This is a genomic window from Lysobacter enzymogenes (assembly GCF_900106525.1).
Lineage (GTDB): Bacteria > Pseudomonadota > Gammaproteobacteria > Xanthomonadales > Xanthomonadaceae > Lysobacter > Lysobacter enzymogenes.
Window position 1 is genome coordinate 297,235 of sequence record NZ_FNOG01000005.1, and the last position, 24,529, is coordinate 321,763.

Annotated in this window: 6 protein-coding genes; all 6 read right to left on the minus strand. The window is 70.0% G+C overall.

All coding sequences use genetic code 11. From position 1 onward, the window contains the following. Positions 1–59: 59 nt before the first annotated feature. Positions 60–2,666 (minus strand): efflux RND transporter permease subunit, encoded by a 2,607-nt coding sequence (locus BLU84_RS14460; protein WP_170849172.1) that lies wholly within the window; start codon positions 2,664–2,666, stop codon positions 60–62. Between the two features lie 121 nt (positions 2,667–2,787). Next, on the minus strand, positions 2,788–6,480 hold the full coding sequence (locus BLU84_RS14465) for a beta-ketoacyl synthase N-terminal-like domain-containing protein (protein ID WP_074868425.1): 3,693 nt from the start codon (positions 6,478–6,480) through the stop codon (positions 2,788–2,790). Between the two features lies 1 nt (position 6,481). Further along, complete coding sequence (locus BLU84_RS14470; protein WP_074868428.1) at positions 6,482–17,449, minus strand: SDR family NAD(P)-dependent oxidoreductase; 10,968 nt, start codon at positions 17,447–17,449, stop codon at positions 6,482–6,484. An 885-nt stretch (positions 17,450–18,334) separates the two neighbouring features. After that, positions 18,335–19,711: an alpha/beta hydrolase family protein gene (locus BLU84_RS14475; protein WP_233431146.1), complete on the minus strand. Its 1,377-nt coding sequence runs from the start codon at positions 19,709–19,711 to the stop codon at positions 18,335–18,337. Between the two features lie 143 nt (positions 19,712–19,854). Further along, positions 19,855–23,079 (minus strand): efflux RND transporter permease subunit, encoded by a 3,225-nt coding sequence (locus tag BLU84_RS14480; RefSeq protein WP_074868429.1) that lies wholly within the window; start codon positions 23,077–23,079, stop codon positions 19,855–19,857. Positions 23,080–23,086: 7 nt separating this feature from the next. Next, entirely contained in the window at positions 23,087–24,352 is a 1,266-nt protein-coding gene (locus BLU84_RS14485; protein ID WP_074868432.1) for an efflux RND transporter periplasmic adaptor subunit, read from the minus strand. Between the last annotated feature and the right edge of the window lie 177 nt (positions 24,353–24,529).

Genomic DNA, 24,529 nt, shown 5'->3' on the forward strand with positions numbered 1-24,529 from the left:
GACGAAGGGAAAGGAGGCGCCGCCGCGCCGCGCGGGCGCGGCGGCGGATCGCGCAGCGCTCAGTGCGCCGCCTCGGTGGCGGCGTCGCCGGCGACGGCCGACGCAGCGCCGCGCTTTTCGAACTTGAGGCCGAAGATCAGCACCAGCGCCGGCAGGAACAGCAGTTCGCAGACCAGGCCGACCAGCACCGCCAGCGAACCGTAGATGCCGACGTTGGCGTTGCCGACGCTGGAGGAGAACGACAGCACGCTCAGGCCCAGGGCCAGGATCAGCGAGGTGAAGGTCACCGCCTGCCCCGCTTCCTCGATGGTCTGGATCAGCGCCCGGCGGATGTCGCCGTCGCGCGAGACCTCGTGCTTGTAATGGCTGAGGAAGTGGATGGTGTCGTCGACCGCGATGCCCAGCACGATCGGCGCGATCAGCACGGTGGTGAAGTCCAGCGGCACGTCCAGCAGTCCCATCAGGCCGAAGGTCAGCGTCACCGGCACCGCGTTGGAGACCACCGACACCAGACCGGCCTTGAGCGAGCCGAAGATCAGCAGCAGGATCACGCTGACGGTGAGAATCGCGGTGCCGAACTCGTTCAGCGAGGTCCACGACAGGTAGTCGGCGCCCTGCATCATCAGGGTGAACAGACCGGTCACCGAGGCCTTGGTGTCGGGATAGACGCGCTTGATGTCGGCGGTGGCCAGATCAATGTCGTGCTGGATGTCCTTGAAGATCTGGGTGTATTCGTAGGAGCCGCCGTTGCGCAGGTAGACGGTGATGTGCGACTCGCTGTAGTCGTCCGAGACCATCTTGCGGCGCTGGTCCGGATTGGAGTTGTCGAACAAGAACAAGGTATTGGCCAGCGCCTCGCGGGTGTCGGGCACGGCGTACATCTCCGGCCGGTCCTCGTTGAGGGTCTGGTAGGACTTCTTGGTCACGTCCACCAGCGACAGCGTGCGCACCACGTACTTGGGGTATTTGCGCTCGATGGTGCGCTGCAGCTCGTCGATGCGCTTTTGCACGAACGGGTCGTGCAGGGCGTACTCCTGGCCCAGATCGAGATAGATCTCCAGGGTCTGCGAGCCCATCATGTTGGCGTCGGCGACGTCGATGTTTTCGCGGATCTGCGCGCGCTTGGGGAACTGCGCCTTGACGTCGGTGTCGACCCGCACCTGGGTCATGCCGTACAGGCAGACCACGATCGCCGCGGTGAACAGGCCGGCGATCGCGTACTTGTACTTGTCGACGAAGGGGAACACGCCCTTGAGCATCTTCTGCACGAAGCCGGCCACGTTCGGCACCAGCTTGCCGACCGCGGCCGACAGCTTGCCGCGCAGGCCCGCCACCGGCTGGGCCCGGCGCGGCACCCACCACAGGTCGAGCATCAGCGGCAGCACGTAGATGCTGAACAAGAACGCCAGGCCGATGCCGACGGCGGTGGCGATGCCGAACACCTGGATCGGCACGATCGGGGTGAACACCACCGACAGCATCGCCACCATGCTGGTGATCGCGGTCAGGAAGCAGGCGTTGGCCGAGGAATGGAACGAGGCCCGCACCGCTTCCTTGTGCTCCAGCCCCTTGTTTCTGAAGTACTCGTAGCCCGAGAGAATGTGGATCGAGTCGGCGATGCCGATCACCAGGATCATCACCACGGTCAGGATCAAGAACGCGGTGAACGTCACCCCCAGCCAGCTGGCGAAGCCGATCGTCCACACCGCGCTGAGGATTACCACCAGCGACGGCCACAGCACGCCGCTGAAGGAGCGGAACAGGAACCACAGCACCGCGACCATGATGACCAGCATGGCCAGGTACAAGGTGCCCATCTCCTGCAGCACCTGCATGTTGTATTCGGTGGAGGCCGGGTTGCCGACCGGGTAATAGTCGAAGCGCGAGGCGAATTCGGGCTTGTTGAGGCTCAGCTTGACCTCGTTGATGAAGCCCAGGTAATCGCCCAGGTCGGTCGGCTTGAAGCGCACGCGCTCTTCCACGGCCTTGCCGTCGAAGCTCATGCTGAGGTTGTCGACGCCGGTTTCGGCGCCGGCCGCACCGGTCGCGCTGGCTTCGGCGGGCTTGGCGGTGCGCACTTCGAAGTCGACCGGGATCGCGCCGAAGTTGGTCTCGACCAGGATGCCGCCGTACTTGTGGTCCTTGGAGAAATACTGCAGCGGCAGCGAACGCTGTTGCAGCGCAGTGCTCGCCACTTCCGCCAGTTCTTCCGGCGAGCTGGGCACCTGCGCGCCGACCAGGTTGCGGCTGACCAGGGCATCTTCTTCGACCTTCAGCACCGGCGCGTTGGCCAGCGTGGTGATCTTGACGATGCGCTTGAGCGGCGAGCCGTCGGGCGCGTCGAGCGAGCGCTGCAACAGGTCTTCGCGCAGCTTGCGCACCGCGGCCAGCGAATCGTGCGAGAACACGTCGCCGTCCTTGGGCTTGTAGACGATGTAGAGGTGGTCGTCGCTGCCGAAGCGCGAGCGGAAGCCGTCCATGGCCACGATGGTCGGGTCGTTGTCGGCGAACCAGCCTTCGATGGTCATGTCGAAGCGGACGCGTCCCAGGCCGGCGATGGCGAAGGCGGTGGCGGCGATCACCGTCAGCCACACCAGCCATTTGTACTTGCGGACGTGGTCCGGGACGTTTTCGAAGTAATGCATCAGCGAATGGGCAGCGCTCACTGGCGTCTCCAAAGCGGCGGTGCGGACGACCCGGGCTGCGGGCCGGCGGAAGGACGGCGCGGTCGGCGCCAGGCGGGAATGCGGTGGAACGTGTCTGTGTACGGGTGCTTGTGCGGGTGTTTCAGTCGGCTTCGGCGGCGAGCGCGTCGTCGCCGCGTTGGCGGCGCTTGGCCGCGCCGCCGGAGCGCGCGGCCACCGCGCGTCCGCGCGGCGCCTTGGCCGGCGCTGCGGCTTGCAGGCAGCGGCGCACCGCGTTAGCGACCGCTTCGACCGCGCCGGCTTCGATCGCGGTGTAGTGATCGCAGTCGACATCGATGCGGCGCAGCGGCGCCGGCAGGTGCGCGTTCCAGCCGTAGTCGGCCGGCGCCTCGGGATAGCCCTGCAGCGCGCGCACCAGGCCGACCCGCACACCGGCCGCCAGCGCCGGCACGGCGTAGGCGCGGCACAGACGCTCGCTGGCGGCGGCGACGCGGTAGGTCGCCATGAAGTAATCGCGGCTCAGTTGCAGGCCCTGCGCTGCGATCAGCGCGTAGAGGTGCTCGCCGCGCGCCGCTTCGTCCATCGCCGCCAGCGCGTCCGCATCGATCGCGGCGCGGCCGCCGAGGCCGGCGAGCAGATGGGCGAAGGTCGCCGCGGTCAGCTCGGCTTCGCTGCGCGTGCGTTGCGGCGGGCACACGCTGTCGAGCAGCACCAGCGCTTCGGGCGGCTCGCCCTGCCCGAGCAGTTGCCGGGCCATTTCGAAGCCGAGCACGCCGCCGTTGGAATAACCCAGCAGGCGATACGGGCCGCGCAGGCCGGCGGCGCGCAGCGCGGCGAGGTTGTCGGCGGCGGCCTGTTCCAGGCTGGCCGGCAGCGCCGCGCCGTCGAGGCCCGCGGCGTCGAAACCGAACACCGGGCGGCCATCGTTGAGCGCCTGCGCAAGCAGACGCAGCGACAGCACGCTGCCGTCGGCGCCCGGCAACAGCAGCCACGGCGCGCCTTCGCCGGTGCGCATCGGCACCAGGCGCGCGGCGTGATCGGCGATGCGCGTTGCGCCGGTGGCTTCGCCGTTCGAATCGTCGGCGATGGGTTCGTTGGCCGCGGCCGGCGCCGCATCAGCCGGCCACATCGCCACGTCCGCCGCATGCGGATGCAGCTCGGCCAGATGCAGCGCCAACTGCCGCGGCTGCGGATAGCGGAACAACAGGCTCGGCGGCAAGGCCAGCCCGAGCAGATCGCCGAGGCCGGCGATCAATTCGGCGATGGCCATCGAATCCAGGCCCAGCGCGATCAGGTCGGCGCCAGCGTCGAGGCGCTCGGCGTCGGCGCCGGTGCGCGCGGCGATTTCCTGGCGCAGGAAGCGCTCCAGCTTGTCGGCCGGCGCCGCCGTCGCGCCCTCGCCCGCCGAGTCTTCGCTGCCGGCGCGGGCGAAGCGCCAGCGCGGCGCGGACGCGATCGCGGCGACTGCGGGCGTCGGAGCCGGTGCGGACGCGGCCTCGTCGGCGCTCGCGACGCCGGCTTCCGGCAGATCCATCCAATGCCGCTCGCGTGCGAACGCGTAGCCCGGCAGCGACAGCGTGCGCGGCGCGGCATCAGGCCACAGCCGCTGCCACGGCATCGCCACACCATGCGCCCACAGCTGCGCGGCCGCGCTCCAGTCGCCGTCGCTGCGGCCCTGCTGCAGCGCAAGCGCGGCCATGTCGGCGCCGATCAGGCCGCTGAGCGGATGCGCGCGCTCGTCGGCGGCATCGCCGCGGTACAGGCCTTCGCGCTGCAAGCCGGCCCAGGCCGCTGTGTGGTCCTCGCTGGAAGCGAAACGGCGCAGCAGCGCCGCCACCTGCGCAGTGTCGGCGGCCGCGAAGGCCAGACGGTGGCGCATCGCTTCGCGGCCGCATTGCAAGGTGCGCGCGACCGCGTCCAGCGCCGGCGCGGGTTCGCGCTCCAGGAACGCGGCGAGTTCGTCAGCGGCGGCGCGCAGGCGTTCGCCATCGCGCGCCGACAACACCAGCAGGTGCGCGGCGGCTACAGACGCGGCCGCCGGAACGGCCGACTCCAGATATTCCTCGACCAGCAGATGCACATTGACGCCGCTGTCGGCGAACGAGCTCAGTCCCGCGCGCACCGGCGTGCTTGGCGCGCGCCGGATCTCGTCGAAGCCGATCCGGCGTTCGGCCAGATACAGCGGATGCGCCGCGTCGTCGAGATCGATGAAGCTGCTCGGACGCTGGCGGGTGATGGTCGGCGGGAACGCGCGATGGTGCATCGACAGCGCCAGCTTGATCAGCCCGGCCACGCCGTTGGCCGGTTCCAGATGGCCGATATTGCCCTTCAGGCTGCCGAGCGCGCAGGTCTTGCCCGCCGGCGCCGCCGCGAACACTTGGCGCAGGCCTTCGAACTCGAACGAATCGGCCCACTTCTTGGCGTAGCCGTTGAGCTCGACGTAATCGATCTGCGCCGGGCTCAACCCGGCCTGGGCGTAGCAACCGCCGACCGCGTCGGCGATGGCATCGAACTTGACCTCCGACAACGAGGCGCCGCGGCCGCGGTTGCGCAGCCGGCTGGTCTTGATGGTGGCGTAGATGCGGTCGCCGTCGGCACGGGCGCGATCCAAGCGCTTGAGCACCACCACGCCCACGCCCTCGCCGCGGGTGAAGCCGTTGGCGCCGTCGTCGAACACCGCGCAACGGCCGTCCGGCGACAACAGGCCGTATTGCGAAGCGGTGACGTAGTCGTCGCCGAACAGATGCAGGCAGGCCGCGCCGGCGAGCGCCAGCTCGCTTTCGCCGTCGATCAGCGAGCGGCAGGCGCGATGGATCGCCAGCGCCGAGGACGCACAGTTGACGTTGACCGATTCGCTGGGGCCGCGCAGGTCGAACAGATACGACAAGCGGTTGGCGAGGTAATAGCTCGGGCTCGACGAGCTGCACACCAGGCCCGGCAGGCGCTCCATGTTGCGGCGCAGATATTGTTCGTACTCGGCGTATTCGTAGCCGACGAACACGCCGGTGGCGCTGCCGGCCAGCCGCGCCGGGTCGACGCCGGCGTCCTGCAGCGCGCGGTAGGCCTCTTGCAGCAGCAGGCGTTCCTGCGGATCGATCAGCCGCGCTTCCTGCGCGCTCAGGCCGAAGAAGGCGGCGTCGAAGCGGTCGGCGTCCTCGATCAGCGCGCCCCACTTGGAGATGCTCTTGCCGGGCGCGGGACGTTCGGCGTAGATCGCGCGCCAGTCCCAGCGCTCGGCCGGGATCTCGCGGATGCTGTTGCGGCCGGCGATCAGATTGTCCCAGAACGTCGCCGCATCGGGCGCGTCGGGGAAGCGGCAGCTCAGGCCGACGATGGCGACTTCGTCGGCGCCGGCGACGCTGTGCGCGGCAGGCTGCTCGGTGTGTTCCGGCAGGCGCGGCAGCCAGTGGTCGAGATGGTGTTCGACCATTTCGTCGACGATCTGGTCGAGCGTATCGAAGCGGCGGCCGGTCAGGTCGATGGCGTGGCGCTGCTTGACCGAATCGAGCAAGGCGCGCAGCGGATCGGCCGGCGCGGCGGCTTCGGCGACGCGCGGCGCTTCGACCGCCGGCGCGGCGGCGGCCGCGGGCGGCGCCAGGCCTTCGATATACGCCGCCAGCTCGCGCACCGTCGCCACGTTGAGGAACTGCGCCGGGGTGAAGTTGATCGCGAAGTGCCGCGACAGGCCTTCCATCAGCTCCATCGCGATGATCGAGTCGATGCCGAGTTCGACGAACTCGGCGTCCAGGTCGAGCCGTTCGGCGGAGATCTTGATGGTGTCCTGAACGATCCGGCGCACCTGGCCGAGCACATCGGCGTTGACTGCCACGCTCATGTCATTTCTCCGCCGCTTGCAGGCCCAGCAACTCGGCCTTGATGAGAGAACGCAGCGCCTGCAGCCGCTGCGCATCGAGCTCGCCGGCGCTGCGCGCGGGCGCGCTGCGGCTCAGCCCGCCGAGCAGCGCCTGCACTTCGCTGCGGCCGCCGTCGCCGCGCGCGCCCGGCGCCAGCCCGTAGAGCCGGTCGAGCAGCGCGCCGACCTTGCCCGGCTGCCCGGCCATGACCAAGGTCTGGCCGCGCTCTTCGCCCAGCAGCGCGCGCCAGATCGCCAGCCCGTCTTCGCTGCGCAGGGCTTCAAGGCCAGTGCGCTTCAAATAGGCCGCTGTCTGCGCCGGATCGGCCGCGCCCATGCCGCCTTGCGCCCACAGCGGCCAGTTGATCGCCAGGGTGCGGCCGGCCGCGCCGCTGCCGCGGCGATGTTCGGCGTAGGCCATCTGGTAGCGGTTGGCGATGGCGTAGTCGCAGGCGCCGAAGTCGCCGAGCATGGCCGAGGACGAGGAGAAGTAGCAGACGAAATCCAGCGGCTGTGCGGCCAGGGCGCGGTCGAGCGCCGCGCTGCCGACGGTCTTGGGCCGCAGCACCGCGTCGAGGTCGGCCGCGCTCTTTTCGAAGAACGCGCTGTGCGACTCCACCCCGGCGGCGTGCAGCACGCCGCACAGCGCGAACGGCAGCGTCTGCGGCCACGCCGCCATCGCCGCTTCGTCGCCGAGGTCGAGCGCGTGGTACACCGCATCGACAGCGCCGAGCGCGCGCAGCTCGTCGAGCTGGGCCTGGATGCGTTCGGACATCGGGCTGCGCCCGGTCAGCAGCAGACGCGCATTGGCTTCGCGCGCCAGATGCCGCGCGAACAGTTGGCCGAGCGCGCCGCAGCCGCCAGTGATCAGATAGCCGCCGCCGTGCTTGAGCAGCGGCGCGACCGGCTCGTCCGGCAGTTCGTGCGCGGCGTAGGACAGTTGCAGCCAGCGGCCGCCGCGGCGCCACAGCGCGCCGCCGCGCACGCCAGCGCGCCAGGCCTGGGCCGCATCGAGCGCGCCGTCGTCGGCATAGACCAGGGCGATCGCGGTGCGCGCCAGATGCAGCTTGAGCGAGCGCTCGAAGCCGATCCAGGCGTAATCCCAGCAGGTTTCGGCGCGGCGCGGGTCGTAGTCGCCGGCCAGCACCACCCGCGTTACCGTGCGGCCGCTGTGTTTGATCGCGGTGAACAGCGCGAACAGATCGCGCACGCCGGCTTCGCCGCGGCCGCGCGACCAGGCGTAGACGATCTCCAGCGCTTCGCCCTCGCCCGCCGGCAACGCGCGCAGCAAGGATTGCAGTTGTTCGGCGTCGCCTTCGCGGCATTCATAGCCGCGCTCCAGCGCGCGCATCGCTTCGCCGCGGCGCACCGGCACGGCGTGCGCCAGCTCGGCGTCGTTGGCGCAGGCGGCGAAGTCGGCGTCGTCGCCGAACACCAGCACGGTCGGCGCGGCGCGCGCCGGTTCGGCCGGCGCCGGGCCCAATGCCTGCCAGCGCTCGTGGAAGAACAAGTGCTGGGCCGGTTCCTGCGCGGGCTTGGCGGACGCCGCTTCGGGCGTCGACGCCGGCTTGGCCGGCTTGGCGCTGGTGTCGATCCAGTAGCGTTCGCGCGCGAACGGATACGTCGGCAGGCTCAGCCGCCGCGGCGCGAACGCGCCGAACGCGCCGGCCGCATGCAGCGTGGCCCAATCCGGATCCAGGCCCTTGACCCACAGCTCGAGCACGCGCTCCCACTTGCCGGCCGCGACCAGTTGCGCGATCACCGAACGACGGATGTCTTCGTCGTCGCCGAGCAACCCGGCCTCGTCCTTGCCGCGGGCGACGCGAGCGTGGCGCAGGCCGGCGGCCTCGCCGCCGTCGGCGAAGGCTTGCAGCTTCTGCGCCAGTTCCTCGCGCGACGCCGCCATCAACGCCAGGCGCTCGTTCATCGGGTCGCGGCCGATCTGCAAGGTATAGGCCAGGTCGCGCAAATCGCAGCGTTCGGCCGGCTCGCGGCGCAGATGCGCGGCGAGCTTGCCGGCGTAATCGCGCAAGCGTTCGCCGTCGCGCGCCGACAACAGCACCGGCACCGGCGCGTGCGCCTCGTCGCTGCGCTCGGACCGCGCGTGCTCTTCCAGCACCACATGCGCGTTGGCGCCGCCCCAGCCGAACGAGCTCACGCCCGCGCGGCGCGGCAACGGCGCACCACTGGCATCGCGCGGCGCCGGCCAGTCGACGGTGCGGTCGACGATGTAGAACGGGCTGCCCTTCAGATCGATGTAAGGATTGAGTTCTTCGAAATGCAGCAGCGCCGGGATCTTGCCGTGGCGCATCGCCAGCAGCGCCTTGAGCAGGCCGGCCATGCCCGCAGCCGGTTCGAGGTGGCCGATGTTGGTCTTGACCGAGCTCAAACCGCAGTGCGGCTGCGCCGGCGCGGCGCGGCCGTGGCGCGCGTACAGGTCGGCGAAGGATTTCTTCAGCGCCTGGATCTCGATCGGATCGCCCAGGCTGGTGCCGGTGCCGTGGCATTCGATGTAGCCGACCGTGGCCGGATCGATGCGCGCCTTGTCGTAGGCCTCCACCAGCAGCTCGGCCTGCGCCTTGGGGTTGGGTGCGGTGAGGTTGGTAACGCGGCCGCCGTGGTTCTCGGCGGTGGCGCGGATCACCGCATGGATCGGGTCGCCGTCGGCCAGCGCGCGCGCCAGCGGCTTGATCAGCACCGCGCCGACGCCTTCGCCGCGCACATAGCCGTTGGCGTCCTTGTTGAAGGTGCGGCAGCGGCCGTCGGGGCTGAGCATGCCGGCCGAACTCAGCGAAATGTGCGCGACCGAAGTCAGCATCACCTGCACGCCGGCGACGATGGCCATCTCGCTGCTGCCGGTGTGGATCGATTCGATCGCCCGGTGCAGCGCGACCAGCGAGCTGGAACACGCGGTGTCCAGCGGCGCGCTGGGGCCGCGCAGGTTGAACAGGTACGAGACGCGGTTGGCCAGGATCGAATGCGAATTTCCCGAGGCCGAATAGCCGTCGAGGGTGGACTGGTGCTCGGCCATCACGTCGATGTAGTCCTTGGCCGAGACGCCGACGAACAAGCCGGTGCGGGTGCCCGACAGGTCGGAGACCTTGTGCCCGGAGTCCTCGATCGCGCTCCACACCGCCTGGATCAGCAGGCGCTGCTGCGGATCCATCATCTCCGCCTCGCGCGGGGTGATGCCGAAGAACAGCGGGTCGAACTTGTCGACCTCGCGCATGAAGCCGCCCCACTTGGAGTAGGACTTGTTGGCTTCCTTGAGCGGATTGCCGTGCACGTCCTCCCAGATCCAGCGGTCGCGCGGGATCTCGGTGACCAGGTCGCGCTCTTGTTCCAGGTTGAGCCAGAACTCGTGCAGGTCGTCGGACTGCGGCAGGGTGCCGGCGATGCCGACGATGGCGATGGGTTCGCGGGCGAAACGCTCTTCGCGGGCGAAGCCCGGCGCAGCGGCGCTTTCCGCCGCGGCCTCGGCCGGCGCGCTCGGGGCTTGCCATTGCTTGCCCGCGAACGCAGACGTCGCCGCGGGTGCGGCTTCGTTGCGGACCGCAGCCGCAGCGGCCGGCGCGGCGACGGCGGGTGCGCCGGCCAGCGCATGGACCTTGCGCACCGCTTCGGCATGCTCGCTCGTCAACGCGCCGGCGATGGCGCGGATCGAGGGATATTCGAAGAACAGAACCGGGTTGATGTCGAGCGCGTAGCGCTCGTTAATAGCGTTGGCGAAGCCGGTCAGGCCGATCGAATCGAAGCCCAGGTCGAGCAGGATGCCGTCGAGGTCGAGCTCGTCGGCGCCGAGCTTGAGCATGTCCATGACCAAGGCCGACAGGGTCTTGACCACTTCGGCGGCCAGCGCATCGCCCTGCCCTGCGTTGCCGGTCGTCTGCGCCGGCGCCGCGGCGACGAGCGCAACCGCCGGCGCCGTCAGCGGCGCGACCGCGATCTCGCGGTTCAATCCCCACGCCTGCTCGATCTTGGCGCGCGCGCCTTCCAGCACCGCGACCTGGGCGCGGCCCAGGCTCAGCGCCTTGGCCAGCGCGGCCACGCCGACCGCCGCGTCCAGCGGCTTGATGCCGAGGTTCTTGCGGAAGAACAGTTCGGTCTGCGCGTCCAGCTTCATGCCGCCGTCGGCCCACAGCGACCAGTTCACGCTGAGGCTGCGGCCGTGGCGCAGGCCGGCCGCGCGCAAGCTGTCGCGCTGCGCGGCGAAGCTGTCCAGCCAGTGGTTGGCGTAGGCGTAGTCGCACTGGCCGGTGTTGCCGCCGAGCGCGGCCAGCGAGGAGAACAGCACGAAGCAGTCCAGCTCGTCGCCGGCGCTGAAGCGGTCCAGGTGCAGCGCGCCGCGGATCTTCGGCGCGAACACCGCGTCCAGGTCCTGCGCGCTCTTGTTGCGGGCGAAGCTGTCGCGCAGCACGCCGGCGGCGTGGACGATGCCGTCGATGCGGCCGTAGCGGTCGCGCGCCAGCGCCAACACACGCTCGGCCTCGTCGGCGCGCGACACGTCGGCGGCGGCGTAGATCACCTGCGCGCCGAGTTCGCGCAGCCGTTCGAGTTCGGCCTCGCGCTGCGCATCCAGCGCGCTTCGGCCGGTCAACAGCAGCCGCGCGCCGCCCTGGCGGGCGAAGTGCTCGGCGAACAGCAGGCCCAGGCCGCCGGCGCCGCCGGTGATGACGTAGACCGGGTTCTCGCGTGCGGCTGGCGCAACGTGCGCGGCCGGTTCGACCCGCGCCAGGCGGCGGATCTCGCGCGCGCCGTCGCGATAGCGCGCGCTCGGTTCGAGCTGGGCGCGCGCGTCCAGTTCGGCCAGCACCCGCAGCGCCACGCGTTCGGCCGGCGCCTCGTCCAGGGCCACGGTCTTGCAGTCGAATTTGGGATGCTCCAGCGCCAGGCTGCGCAGGAAGCCGTCGACCGCCTCGTTGTGCGGCTGCAGCGCCGCGCCGCCGCGATGCAGCCAGCAAAGCCGCACGCGCCCGGTCGGCTTGCTCTCGGCCAGCGCCTGCGCCAGCGCCAGCAGCGCGTAAGGTGCGTGCGCCAGCGCGGCGTCGAGCGCGGCGTCGTCCTGCGGCGCCTCAAACTTCGCCCAATGGCAGACGATGCGCTGCGGCGCGCGGCCCTGCGCGGCCAAGGCCGCCAGCGCGCGCGCGTAATGCTCGTGTTCGCGCGGATTCAGGCGGAAACGGCCGCCACCAAGATCGGCGTAGTCCTCGCCCGGCACTGCCAGCGCAGCATTGACGCCGCGCGCGCGCAGCGCTGCGTACAGGGTCTCGTCGCTGTCGAGCAACCACAGCGCGGTGCCGTCGTCAACGCCCTCGCCGAGTTCGGCGGCGCGCCATTCGTGGCTGTAGTAAAGCTCTTCGAAAACCTCTTCGCCGTCGGTGTGCGCGGCCGCCGCGGGCTTCTCGTGCACCTGCGTCAACGGCACGCCGACCGCCTCGCGGATGCGCGCCAGCACCCGGCCGTCGGCGTCGACGATGGTCACATCGTCGCGCGACACCGCCGAACCGGCATTACCGCCGCGGGTCACATAGCTGTAGCACTCCGCGCTCAGCGGATGGCGCAGTTCGACCTCGCCCAGCGAGTACGGCACCTTCATCTCGCCGCCGGCGTCGCCGAGCTGGGCGACCACGCCGGCCTGCATGGCCGCGTCGAGCAGACACGGGTGCAGCTCGAAGCCGGCATCGGCCTCGCGCAGCGCCGGCAGGCGCAGCCGCGCCAGCACTTCCTGTGGATTGCGCGCGACTTCCTGCAGCGCCTGGAAGCTGGCGCCGTAGCGCATGCCCAGGCCTTCGAACAGCGGATAGGCCTGCGGCCCCGACAGCGCTGGCGCGCAGCGCGCGCGGATCGCGTCGAGATCGACGAATTCGTCCGCGGGCGGCGCTTCGTCGGCGCCGCGGAACAACAGCCGGCCCTGGGCGTAAGAGCGCTTGCCGCCGTCGGCGGTTTCGCCGAACACCTCGAACTGCACGCTCTCGGCCGCCGGCTTGAGTTCGATCCAGGCCTCGGTGGCCGCGCCCGGCTCGGCGCTGAGCGGGCTGATCCAGGTGACGTTGCGGATCGCGCGCACCGCGCAGCCGGTGGCCAGTTCGCCGGCCTTGCGCGCCATCTCCAGATAAGCCGTGCCCGGCAGAGTCGGCCGACCCGAGACCAGATGATCGGCGAGCACGAACTCGTCGGCGCGGAAGCGCTTGGCGAACAACTGGCGCTGGAAGGTCGATTCGTTGCGGTCGAGCAGCGGATGCAGGCTCGCGCCCGCCGCGCCGGCCAGCGCCAGCGGTTCGTCGCCAGCGATCCAGTGGCGCTTGTCGGCGAACGGATAAGTCGGCAGCGACACGCGGCGGCCGGCATCGGCGGCGAGGCCGCGGCAATCCGGCAGCAGGCCTTCGATCCACAGTTGAGCGAGCTTGCGCGGGTCGCGATTGCGCGCCAGCAGGTCCAGCAGTTGTTCTCTTTCGCTGCGATCGAGCAGCTTGGTCAGCCCTTCGCCGCCGCGGGCATGGCCGCTGAGCGCGTCGGCATCGACGGCGCCGGACAGGAAGGCGTCGAGGCGCGCGATCAACTCGTCGCGGCTGCTGGCGATCAGCGCCAGCCGGTGTTCGAAGGTCTTGCGCCCGTGCTGCAGGGTATAGGCGATATCGACCGTACGGTGGGCGACGAAATCGCGCAGCAGGTGCGCGCGCAGGCGTTGGGCCATCTCGCGCAGTTGCTCGGGCGTGCGCGCCGACAGCGGGAACAGCAGCGGCGCCGGCACCGGTTCTTCGTCGACCGCCTGCCGGTACTGTTCGATCACCACATGTGCGTTGGCGCCGCCGGCACCGAACGAGCTGACGCCCGCGCGCAGCGGCACGGCGCCGCGCGGCGTCCAGTCCTGCAGCTCTCGCTGCACGTAGAACGGCGTGGCGTCGAAATCGATGTGCGGGTTGAGCTCGGCGCTGTGCAGCGACGGCACCAGTTGCCGGTGGCGCATCTGCAACAGCACCTTGCTCACGCCGACCACGCCGGCGGCGGCTTCCAGATGGCCGATGTTGGTCTTGACCGAGCCGACCGCGCACGCGCGCGCCGGCAAGCCGGCGCTGGCGAAAGCCTGGCTCAGGCCGGCGATCTCGATCGGATCGCCGAGCTCGGTGCCGGTACCGTGCGCTTCGATGTAGCCGACGCTGGCCGGATCGACGCCGGCCTTGGCCAGCGCCGCGGCCACCAGCTCGCCCTGGGCGCGCGGGTTGGGCACGGTGTAGCCGCTGGTGCGGCCGCCGTGGTTGACCACCGCGCCGCGGATCACGCCGTAGATCTGGTCGCGGTCGGCCAATGCCTGCGACAGCGGCTTGAGCAGCAGCGCGCCGACGCCCTCGCCGGCCACATAGCCGTTGGCGCTGGCGCCGAAGCTGCTGCACACGCCGTCGGGCGAGAGCGCGCCGCCAGCGTTATTGATGTCGAACTTGTGCTGGTGCAGGTCGAGGTTGACGCCGCCGACCAGGGCGGCCGTGCAATCGCCGTTGCGGATCGCCTCGCAAGCCAGGTGCAGCGCGGTCAGGCTGGAGGAACAGGCGGTGTCGACGCTGAGGCTGGGGCCGCTGAAGTTCATCCAATAGGACACGCGGTTGGCCACGCTCCACAAGAACGAGTTCGGCGTCAGCGGACGCCCGGCCAGTTTTTCCTCGACCCCGAGCATCTGGTACATCGCCCAGACCGCGCCGACGAACACGCCGACCTTGCGCGTGCGCGGATCCTGCGCGAGCAGTTCCGGGTAGTAGCCAGCGTCTTCCAGGGTTTCCCAGGCCACTTCCAGGAACAGGCGTTCCTGCGGGTCGAGCACTTCAGCTTCGCGCGGGGAGATGTTGAAGAACAGCGAATCGAAGCGGTCGACGCAGTCGAGGAAACCGCCGCGGTAGTCGCGGCTGGGCGCCTTGCGCTGGCGCCGCGCCAGCCGTTCGCGCGGCATCGGGCCGACGCTGTCGCGACCGCTGCGCAGGTTGTCCCAGAACTCGTCGAGCGAGGCGGCGCCGGGATAGCGGCCGCCCATGCCGACGACGGCGATGTCTTCGCGCACCGGCGCGGGCACAGCGATGGCGACGGCGGGAGTTTCCGCGGCGGGCGCCGCTTCATCGGCGTCGACGGCAACCTGCGCCGCACTCGAACGCAGGTAACGCCGCAGCGCGAAGCGCGCATACGGATCGGCCAGGCGTTCGTCGCCGCCGTGAAGTTCGGGAATGTCGCGCGGCTCGGCCAGCGCCGCGGCAATGCGCGCGCCGATCTGCGCCGCCTGCTCGGGCTTGAGCCCGACCGGCACCGCCAGGCGCACCAGCGCATCGAGCGCGTTGCCCTTCTGCATGCCCACGCTGTGGGCGCCGGCGCGCACGCCGGTCGCGAGGTACAGCCAGGCCAGGAACGAGGCCACCGACCGCTCCAGGCCGGCGAACGCGGCGATCGCCTTGACGTCGATCAGCACGCAGTGGCCGCCGGCCGGCGCCACCACCGGCACGCCGCCTTGCTTGAGGGTGCGCCACAGCTCCGCGGTGGCGGCGACGCGGCGCTGGATCCGCGCGGCGATGCCGTCGCGGTCGCTCAAGGCCAGGGCCAGCAGTTTGCGTTCGACCGCATCCAGCCCCTCGCCCTCGTGCGCGGCGGCCTCTTGCAGGCGGCGCAGCAACGCTTCGTCGTTGCAGGCGATCAAGCCGCCCTTGGCCACGCCGAAGTCCTTGGCCAGGCTGACCGTGGCCGCGTCGGCGCAGCTCAGCAGCTCGCGCAAGGCGTCCCAAATTTCGCGGCCGGCGAACTCGGGCGAATGCGCAGCGAGGTAGTGGGCGTTTTCCAGCGCGCGGGTGGCATCGAGCACCAGCGCGATGCCGCGCTCGGCCAGCGCCGCCTTGAGTTTGCGCAGATGCGCCAGCGACAGCGGCTGGCCGCCGCTGGCGTTGTCGCTCAGTTCGATCCAGCAAAACGCGAACGTCGCGCCGGGTTCGGCCAGCGCCTGCTGCAGCGCCGGCCAGTCGAGCTCGGCCTTGTACGGATACGGCGCGTCGAGCTGGAACAACTGCGGATGCGGCAGCTCGCGCGGGCTCAGGCCGTACTCGATCTGGTGGTAGATCGCGGTCGGGAACAGCAGGTTTTGCAGCACCGTGCCGGACGCGCCCCAGGCGCGGCACAGCAGGCGCTCGGCGTCGCGACCGGAGCCGGCGAGGACGAAATGGCGGAACGGGAACAGCCCGCGCAAGGCGCTGTCCAGCTCCGCCGGCTCGCCCAGACGCGCGCGCAGCGCGGCCAGCCCGGCCGCGACGTAATCGCTGTCCAACTGCGCCCAGGAGTCGGTCTTGAGATCGAATTCGACGTCGCAGGACGGCAGGTTGAGCGGATTGAAGCCGTGCCGCGCCAGCGCGAACGAGCGCGGCTGGCCTTGCAGGCCCTCAAAGGCGCCCTGGGTTTCGCTGCTCGCTTCGTTGCGAGCCGCGGCGGCAGGCGCCGGCGGCGTCGCTTGCGCAGGCGCCGCTTCGACGGCGCCCGGGCGATGGGTGTGGTTGTCCGCTTCGGAGGTCTGCGTCCGCGCCGGATCGGCGATCATCATGATCAGATCGAGCACGTTGTCGCCGCCGCTGCCCGCAGCCGGCCGGCACAGATAGATCGTGCGGTTCTCCGGGCGGAACTTGTTCTTGAACTGAAGATTGCCTTCGTCGTTGAAGATGCCCTGGCTGTGCAGGTCGTCGAGGATGCAGTCCACCGCCGGGTCGGCGTTGGCCGAAGTCTCCAGGCGGCAGCCGTAGGTGCCGCCGAGGCTCAGCAGGTCGCAGCCTTCCTCGCGCAGGGTGCGCATGATGTTGACGATGGCGTATTCCAGCCCGCCCAGCGGCATCTCGCGCGGATAGAACTCCAGGTCCATCAGATAGCCGTTGAGCGCCTGGCTCATCCGCGAAATCAGGATGACGTTCTGCAGGGCGCCGTCGAGCCAGGTCAGGAACAGCCGGTGCTGCGGATGCAGACGGCCCTGCACGATTTCCTCGCGGACCAGTTGGATCAGCGGATTGACCATGGTCTTGCCGTCGCACCAGCGGTCGACGATCGCAGCGATCTCGCGGTCCACCGCCGGGTCGCTGCCGCAGGCGTATTCGACCGTGCGGCAATCGCCGGCCTTTTCGAACTTGGCGATCTGGTAACGCAGGCGCTTCATCGCCCCGCCTTCCAGGCTGAACTCGCGCAGGCCGTGCACGCGCTGCAGCACGCCGAACGGCGTGGCGGTAAAGGCCGCATCGCCGATGCGCTCGAGCGCGTGATCGATGAACAGGTTGAACTGGAAACCGCGCTGCGCGCAGTAGGCGCTCATTTCCCCGGCGATTTCGGCGAAATACTCTTCCGGGCCGGTATATGCATATACCAGGACGGTATGACCGCTGCGCGCGTAATTGAAGTAGCCTCGCTGCGCCGCGCCGACGAACAGGTTCGGCGCGATGTTGCGGGTGCCGCGCGAGACGCAGCCTTCGTTCTTGTGCGCATCGAACAGTTCGCGCACGCGCGCTTCCAGCGCCGGGAAGTGCGGCAAGTCCTGTTCGAGCAGGCGGATCGGCTCGGCCGGGCGCTGCACCGGCGCTGCGACGGCGACCGTGGCGACCGTGGCGGCCGTGGCGGGCGCGGCTGCGCTGCGCGGCGCTGCTGGCGCGACCGGTTCGGCGACCGCGCCCGCTCCGGCGAACTTGGCCGCAGCGACAGCAGCGTGCTTCTCGGCAAAGTAGCGCGCCAGCGATTCGATGTTGAAGTTCTCGAACAACAGCGTCTTGGGCAGGACGCCGAAATCGCCTTCCAGCGCCTTGATGATCTTCAGCACGCGGAAGGAATCCACGCCGAGCTCGCCGAACGGCGCGGTCGCGTCCAATGCGCGGCCGCCATCGGCGAGGCCGGCGGCGTCGGCGATCAAGGCCTTGAGGTAGGACTCGGTGCGTTCGATCAGCTGTTCGTGGTTGAGCATGTCGGACGGGCGATATCGGCGCTGCGCGCGTGGGCGGCGCGCAGCGCTCAGCGGTGGCGAATGGCGCGCGTGGCTCGAATGCGGCGCGCAGGGCCGGACTCGATCGCGCGGAGAATTTCCTGAAAATCGGGGAGTTTCTTTCGCAGGCAAAGCGCTGCCATTGCTATCGATGTCTGCCATCGATAACAAGAAATCCTGCGGAAACTGCGCTGACTGACTCCCGCGCGGCGCACACGCGACGTCGCGGACAAGGCTCGGGTTTGAGGAGGGATTTACCGCCGAAACTGCGAAACCGCCGCGAACGCGACGGCCGACTTTCACCCTGGGCAGGCTCCGCCCCGTGACGCTTCGATCGCGTCACACTTTTGCTGGGGTCCTACTGAATTCCTGGCCTGATTCCCCGGTACGTCCGCGAACGCAGGACCGTCTTGCCGTCCATCGCCTCGCGTCGTGCAGCGCAGCCTACCGCCGCAATGTGGCAGGAAGATGCGATGCGCGAACGCCGTGCGGACACGGTCGCCTGCGGACCCGTCCCGGACGAAAAGCAACCGTTCGTGCCGGAACGTGCATGCACCTTAGCCGAATAAAATTTGCAGGTGCGTGAACAAAATGGAAGCCGTCACGATTCGCGATGAGGGCGCGTCACTTTGCTTACGGACTTATCGAATAAAGCTGTGATGCGTCACGGTATACGCTTGACCGATTGCGGGCGCGGCGCCGGCGCGGGCGCCGCGAAAGCGATTTTCCATCCGTTATTGCGCGACCGCCCGACCCGACGATTATTGGATATTCGTCGCACCGACCCGTTGCGTATTGGAGCGGCCCGATAGTCGACGATTGCGCGACAGCTTCAAGCGCCGGCGCCGTGTTGCGCGCCGCCGCGGCTCAGCACGGGCTGCGCGCGCACAGCGCGGCCTGGCCGTAGCGCGGTTGCAGGCGCTCGCCGCGGATGAAGTCCGCCATCAGCCGGAAGTAGCCGTCGGGTTGCCGGGTCGACAGGCGCTCGCCGTCGGCGGCGGTTTCGAATTCGTACATGCCGTGGTCGGCGTCGGCGAACAGCGCGGTGGCGATCGGCCGGCCGGCGCGTTGCAGCTCGCCGAGGCGTCGCAGCGTCTCGCGCGGCGGCGCGTCGCGGTCCTGGCCGCCGAACAGCCACAGCTGCGGCGTGTCCAGGTTGCGCAGCAGCGGCATCGGGTCGTAGTTCGCGGGGATGCCGGGCACGAGTTGCGGCGCGTCGCGGCGGATGATCGCTTCATCGTTGCCGAGCAGGTACCAGCTGAAGTTGCCGCGCACGGACGGATACCAGGCTTCCTTGGCGTACTGAGCCTTGAGCAGGGCCAGCCGTTCGTAGCCCTCGCTGAAACCGCTGTCGATCAGGCGCGCGGTGGCGTCGGCGATCTGCATCGCGCCGCGCATCGCCTCACTGTGTCCGCCGAAGCCGGCGCGCTCGAGATCGAAGGCGATCGCTTCGCGGTCTTCCTCCAGCGGCGATACCGCCAGCCCGAAGCTGACCACGACGAAATCGACCGGCGCGATGCGCGCGGCCAATGGTGCGACCCAACCGCCCTGGCTGCCGCCCTGGTAACCGACGCGGCCAACGCGGGCGCCGGCCAGACGCTTGGCTTCGCGCAGCGCGTGCACGGCGTCGGTGGCCAAGGTCAGATAATCCTGGGTGTAGCGGCCGCCGGAGGCGCCGGTGCCGCGCTTGTCGTACGCGAACACGCCGATGCCGGCCGCGGCGAACTGGCGTTGCAGCGAGTAGCTGCGCAGGGCCGATTCGCGTTCGGCGCCGTGGACCAGGATCACCAGCGGCACCGGGCCGTCGCCGGGCGGCAGGGTCAGGCGGCCGGCGAGTTCGACGCCGCTGCCCTGGAAGCGGGTGTCGGTCTGGACCAGGGCGATGCGCTGTCCGTGCAGACGGTCGAAGCGCAGACCGCCGCGGCCGCAATCGGCGAAGCGCACGCGGTGTCCGTCGGGGCGCGTCGTCCAGCCCAGCGTGCTGGTCCAGATGCCGTCGGCGCCCGCGGTCAGCGCGCCGCTGCGGCCGTCGTCGCGGCGCCAGCGCAACTGGCCTGCGGCGCCCGGGCCGATGTCGAGCGTACTGCCGTCGTCGAGACGATAAGCGCCGATCGGCGCCGGCTCGGCGCAGCGTGCGCCGGCGGTGCCGGTATCGGCGGCGTGCGCCGTGCCGGCGAACATCGAGGCCGCGAGCAGGATCTTGCGCGCCGTCGCCAGATAATCGGTCTCTATCATCATCGCCATCGCCCGCAGCCTGTGTGTGCGGGCACGTTGCCACCGCAGCGGCGGGCGCTGCCAGCGGCGCGCGACGAAGCCGCCGAAGCCGCGACGAAACCGCGCTGGGCCGGAACGAAACCGCCCCGCCCTGCCGCGCGCGGCCGCGCCGATCAGGCGCCCAGGGGCAGCTCCGCGCCGATCGCGCGCTGCGCGCGCCGATCGCGCAGCCGCTGCGCCCAGCGCTCCAGCGACAGGTAGATCACCGGCGTCGTATACAGCGTGACCAGCTGCGACAGCAGCAGGCCGCCGACGATGGCCACGCCCAGCGGCCGCCGCAGTTCCGCACCGATGCCGCTGCCCAACGCCAACGGCAACGCGCCCAGCAGCGCGGTCGCGGTGGTCATCAGGATCGGGCGCAGGCGCAGCAGGCAGGCGCGGCGGATCGCATCGTCCGCGTCCATGCCGCCGCGCTGCGCGCCGATGGCGAAGTCGATCATGATGATCGCGTTCTTCTTGACGATGCCGATCAGCAGGACGATGCCGACGATGCCTTCCACCGACAGGCTCATGCCGCAGGCCATCAGCGCCAGCAGCGCGCCGACGCCGGCCGGCGGCAGGGTCGAGACGATGGTGAGCGGGTGCAGATAGCTCTCGTAGAGCACGCCGAGCACGATGTAGATCACCACCACCGCCGCCAGCAGCAACCACACCTCGTCGGCCAGCGAGGCCGAGAACTCGGCGGCCTTGCCGACCAGTTGCCCGCGCACCCGCGGCGGCGGCGCGAGTTCGCGTTCGGCGCGCGCGATCGCCGCCACCGCCTGCGACAGCGAATATCCCGGGGCGACGTTGAAGCCCAGCGTCACCGCCGGCAGTTGCTGCTGATGGCTGACCACCAGCGGTTCGCTGCCGACCCGGGCGCTGGCCAGCGCGGCCAGCGGCACCACCCCGCCGGCGCCGACCTGGAAGCCGAGATTGCCGCTGCCGCCGATCCCGGCCGGCGTGGCCGAATTGCTCGACGCGGCCTGGCCGAACGCGGTGGCGGTGGCGCCGGTCAGCGCGCCGTCGCCGTTGGCGCGCACGCCGAGCTGGTTGAGCAGCGCGCCGGCGTTGCGGAACTGCGGCGCCACTTCCATCACCACCCGGTATTGGTTGAGCTGGGTGAAGATGGTCGAGATCTGGCGCTGGCCGAAGGCGTCGTACAAGGTGTCGTTGATTGTCTGCATCGGCACGCCCAGGCGGCTGGCCTTGGCCCGGTCGACGTTGAGCAGCAGCGCGTCGCCGCGCTCGGACAGGTTGTTGCCGACCTCGCTCAGTTCCGGTTGCAGGCGCAGGCGCTGGGTCAGGCGTTCGGCGTAATCGGCCAGAGCCTGGGTATCGACCGAGGACAGCGCGTATTGGTACTCGGTGGCGGCAACGCGGTTGTCCAGGGCCACGTCCTGCACCGGCTTGAGGTACAAGGCGACGCCGGGAACGTCGACGACCGCGCGGCGCAGGCGCGGCAACAGTTCGTCGAGTCCTTCGCGGCGGCCGCGTTCGGCCAGCACCAGGCTGAGCTGGGCCTGGTTGAGGGTCGGGTTGACCGGCCCGGCGCCGATGAAAGCCGCAACGCCGGCCACGCCTTCTTGTTTTTGCAGGATCGCCGCCACCGCCTGGGTGCGTTGTTGCATCTGCTCGAAGGCGACGTTCTGGTCGGCCTGGAGCACGCCGACGACCAGGCCGGTGTCCTGTTCCGGCAGCAATCCCTTGGGGATCACGATGTACAGCGCCACGGTCAGCGCGACGCTGGCGCTGGCGACCAGCAGCATCAGGCGTGGACGCGCGAGCACCCAGTCCAGCGTGCGCGCGTACACGGCGAGGATGCGCGCCCAGCGGTCCGGGCGGCCATCTTCGCCGCCGCCGTGCTCGAGCGGCAGCGCGTCGCGCTTGAGCAGGTAGGCGCACATCATCGGCGTCAGCGTCAGCGACACCAGCATCGAGATCGCGGTGGCGATGGTCAGCACCCAGGCGAACTCATGAAACAGGCGGCCGGTGACGCCGGGCATCAGCAGCAGCGGCAGGAACACCGCGATCAGCGACACCGTCAGCGAGACCACGGTGAAGCCGATCTCGCGCGCGCCGATCTCGGCCGCGCGCCGGCTGTCCTTGCCCTGCTCCATGTAGCGCACGATGTTCTCGACCATGACGATGGCGTCGTCGACCACGAAACCGGTCGCCACCGTCAGCGCCATCAGCGACAGGTTGTCCAGCGACAGGCCGGCGAAGGCCATCACTGCGAACGTACCCAGCAGCGACAGCGGCAGCGCCACCGACGGTATCAGCGTCGCCCACAGCCGGCGCAGGAATACGAAGATCACCGCCACCACCAGGCCCACGGTCAGCACCAGGGTGAACTGCACGTCCGCGACCGAGGCGCGAATGGTGGTGGTGCGGTCGGCGAACACCTCCAGGCGCACGCCGGCCGGCAGCACCGCGCGCAGCTCAGGCATCAAGCGATGGATGCGTTCGACCGTGTCGACGATGTTCGCGCCGGGCTGGCGGCGCACGTCCAGCAGCACCGCCGGGCGGCCGTCGGCCCAGGCGGCGAGCTGGTCGTTCTCCACGCCGTCGATCACCCGCGCCACGTCCTGCAGCAGCACCGGCGCGCCGTTGCGGTAGCTGATCACGGTGTTGCGGTATTCCACCGCGTCGCGCAGTTGGTCGTTGCTGCCGATGCTGTAGGACTGGGTCTTGCCGTTGAGCGTGCCCTTGGGCGCGTTGACGTTGGCCTGGGTCAGCGCGCTGCGCAGGTCTTCCAAAGTCAGGCCCAGATTCGACAACTGCGCCGGATCGACCTGCACCCGCACCGCCGGGCGCACGTTGCCGGCGATCGACACCAGGCCCACGCCCTGCACCTGCGAGAGCTTCTGCGCCAGGATCGAATCGGCGTAGTTGTTGACCTCGCGCAGCGGCACGCTGTCGGAGCTCAGCTTCAAGGTCAGGATCGGCGCGTCGGCCAGATTGACCCGGTTGTACACCGGCGGATACGGCAGGTTCGCCGGCAGCACGCCCTTGGCCTGGGCGATCGCCGACTGCACGTCCTGGGCGGCGACGTCGATGTCGCGGTCCAGGTCGAAGCGCAGCACGATGGTCGACAAACCCGCCGAGGAGTCGGACGTCATCATCGCCAACCCGGCGATCTGGCCGAACTGGCGCTCCAGCGGCGTGGTCACCAGCGCCGCCATCGTCGGCGCGCTGGCGCCGGGGTATTGGGTGGTGACGATCAGGCTGGGCGCATCGATCTCCGGCAGCGCCGACACCGGCAACTGGCGATAGCCGAGCACGCCGAGCAAGGCCACCGCCGCCATCAGCAGGCAGGTGGCGACCGGGCGGCGGATGAACAGCGTCGAGAAGGCCATGGCGCGCTCAACGCGCCGCTGCGGCGGGCGCCGCCGACGCGCCCGCGGCGGGCGCGTTCACGCTCGGCGCGCTGGCAGCCGGCATCGCCAGCGCGACCGTCGCGGTGGCCGCGACCGGCTTGACCTTGCTGCCGGGCTTGAGCCGGAACTGGCCTTCGACCACCACCCGCCCGCCTTCGCGCAGGCCCGCGCCGATCATCACCTGGCTGTCGCCGACCTCGCCGGCGACCTTGACCGGCTGCATCTTCACCGTCTGGTCGGGCTGTAGCAGATAGACGTAATCGCCGTCCGGGCTGCGCTGCAGCGCCTGCGCCGGAATCACCAGACCGCCGGCGACGGTGCGCAGCTTCAGCCGCACATTGACGAACTGCCCCGGCCACAGCGCGCGCGGATCGTTGCCGAACAGCGAGCGCAGCTTGAAGGTGCCGGTGGCCGGGTCGACCGCGTTGTCGATCACATCGAGACTGCCGCCGGCGGCGACGGTGTGCGCATCGACCCGGTCCAACGCTTCGACCTCCAGCGGCGCGCCGGCCTGCGTGGCGCGGTACACGCTGTCCAGGTTCTGCTCAGGCAGATTGAAGCTGACGTAGATCGGCCGCACCTGGGTGATGGTGACCAGATTGGTGCTGGTGGTGACGACGTTGCCCGGATCGACGCCGCGGATGCCGGCGATGCCGTCGATCGGCGCCAGCACCCGGGTGTAGTCCAGTTGCACCCGCGCGTTGTGGATCGCCGCTTCGTCGGCGGCGACCAAGGCCTCGGCCTGGGCGACTGCGTTGCGCTGGGTGTCGAGGTCGAGCTTGGACACGTACTGGCGATAGTGCGCGTCGGAGGAACGCAGGTAGTTGCTGCGCGCGGTCGCCAGCGCGGCCTGGTCCTGGCGCAGCTTGGCCGTCGCTTCATCGAAGCCGGCCTGGGCGTTGCGCGGATCGAGCTGGGCCAGCAGATCGCCGCGCTTGACCTCCTGGCCTTCCTTGAAGTGCAGCTCGACCAGGCGCACGCCGCCGATCTGCGGATTGACGGTAACGCTGTTGCGCGCCTGCACCGTGCCCTGCGCGATCAGATACACCGGCACGTCCTGGCGCGCGACCGGCGCCAGCGCGACCGGCACCGGCGCGTCGGCGCCCGCGGCGCCGGGGCCCTCGCCTTCGCTCTTGTCCTGGCCCTTGTTCTGGCCGGGATCGGCCGGCGCCTGGCTCAGCGCCGCCAAGCCGGCGCCGCCCAACACCACCGCCGCGACGGCGACCAGCGCGATCTTGCGAAAACGCGACATGCAACACTCCTGGAATGCGTGGGGCGGGCGCATCGCGCCCAACGTGGATCGAGCTTCGGATCGGGTCTTCTTAGCGAGGCCTTGCTACAACACATCGACGCTTGCGGCCGGCGGTTCGGCGAATCCGGACGGACTTGGTAAAACCACCGTTGCGGACGCATTCGACGCAACAGCGCT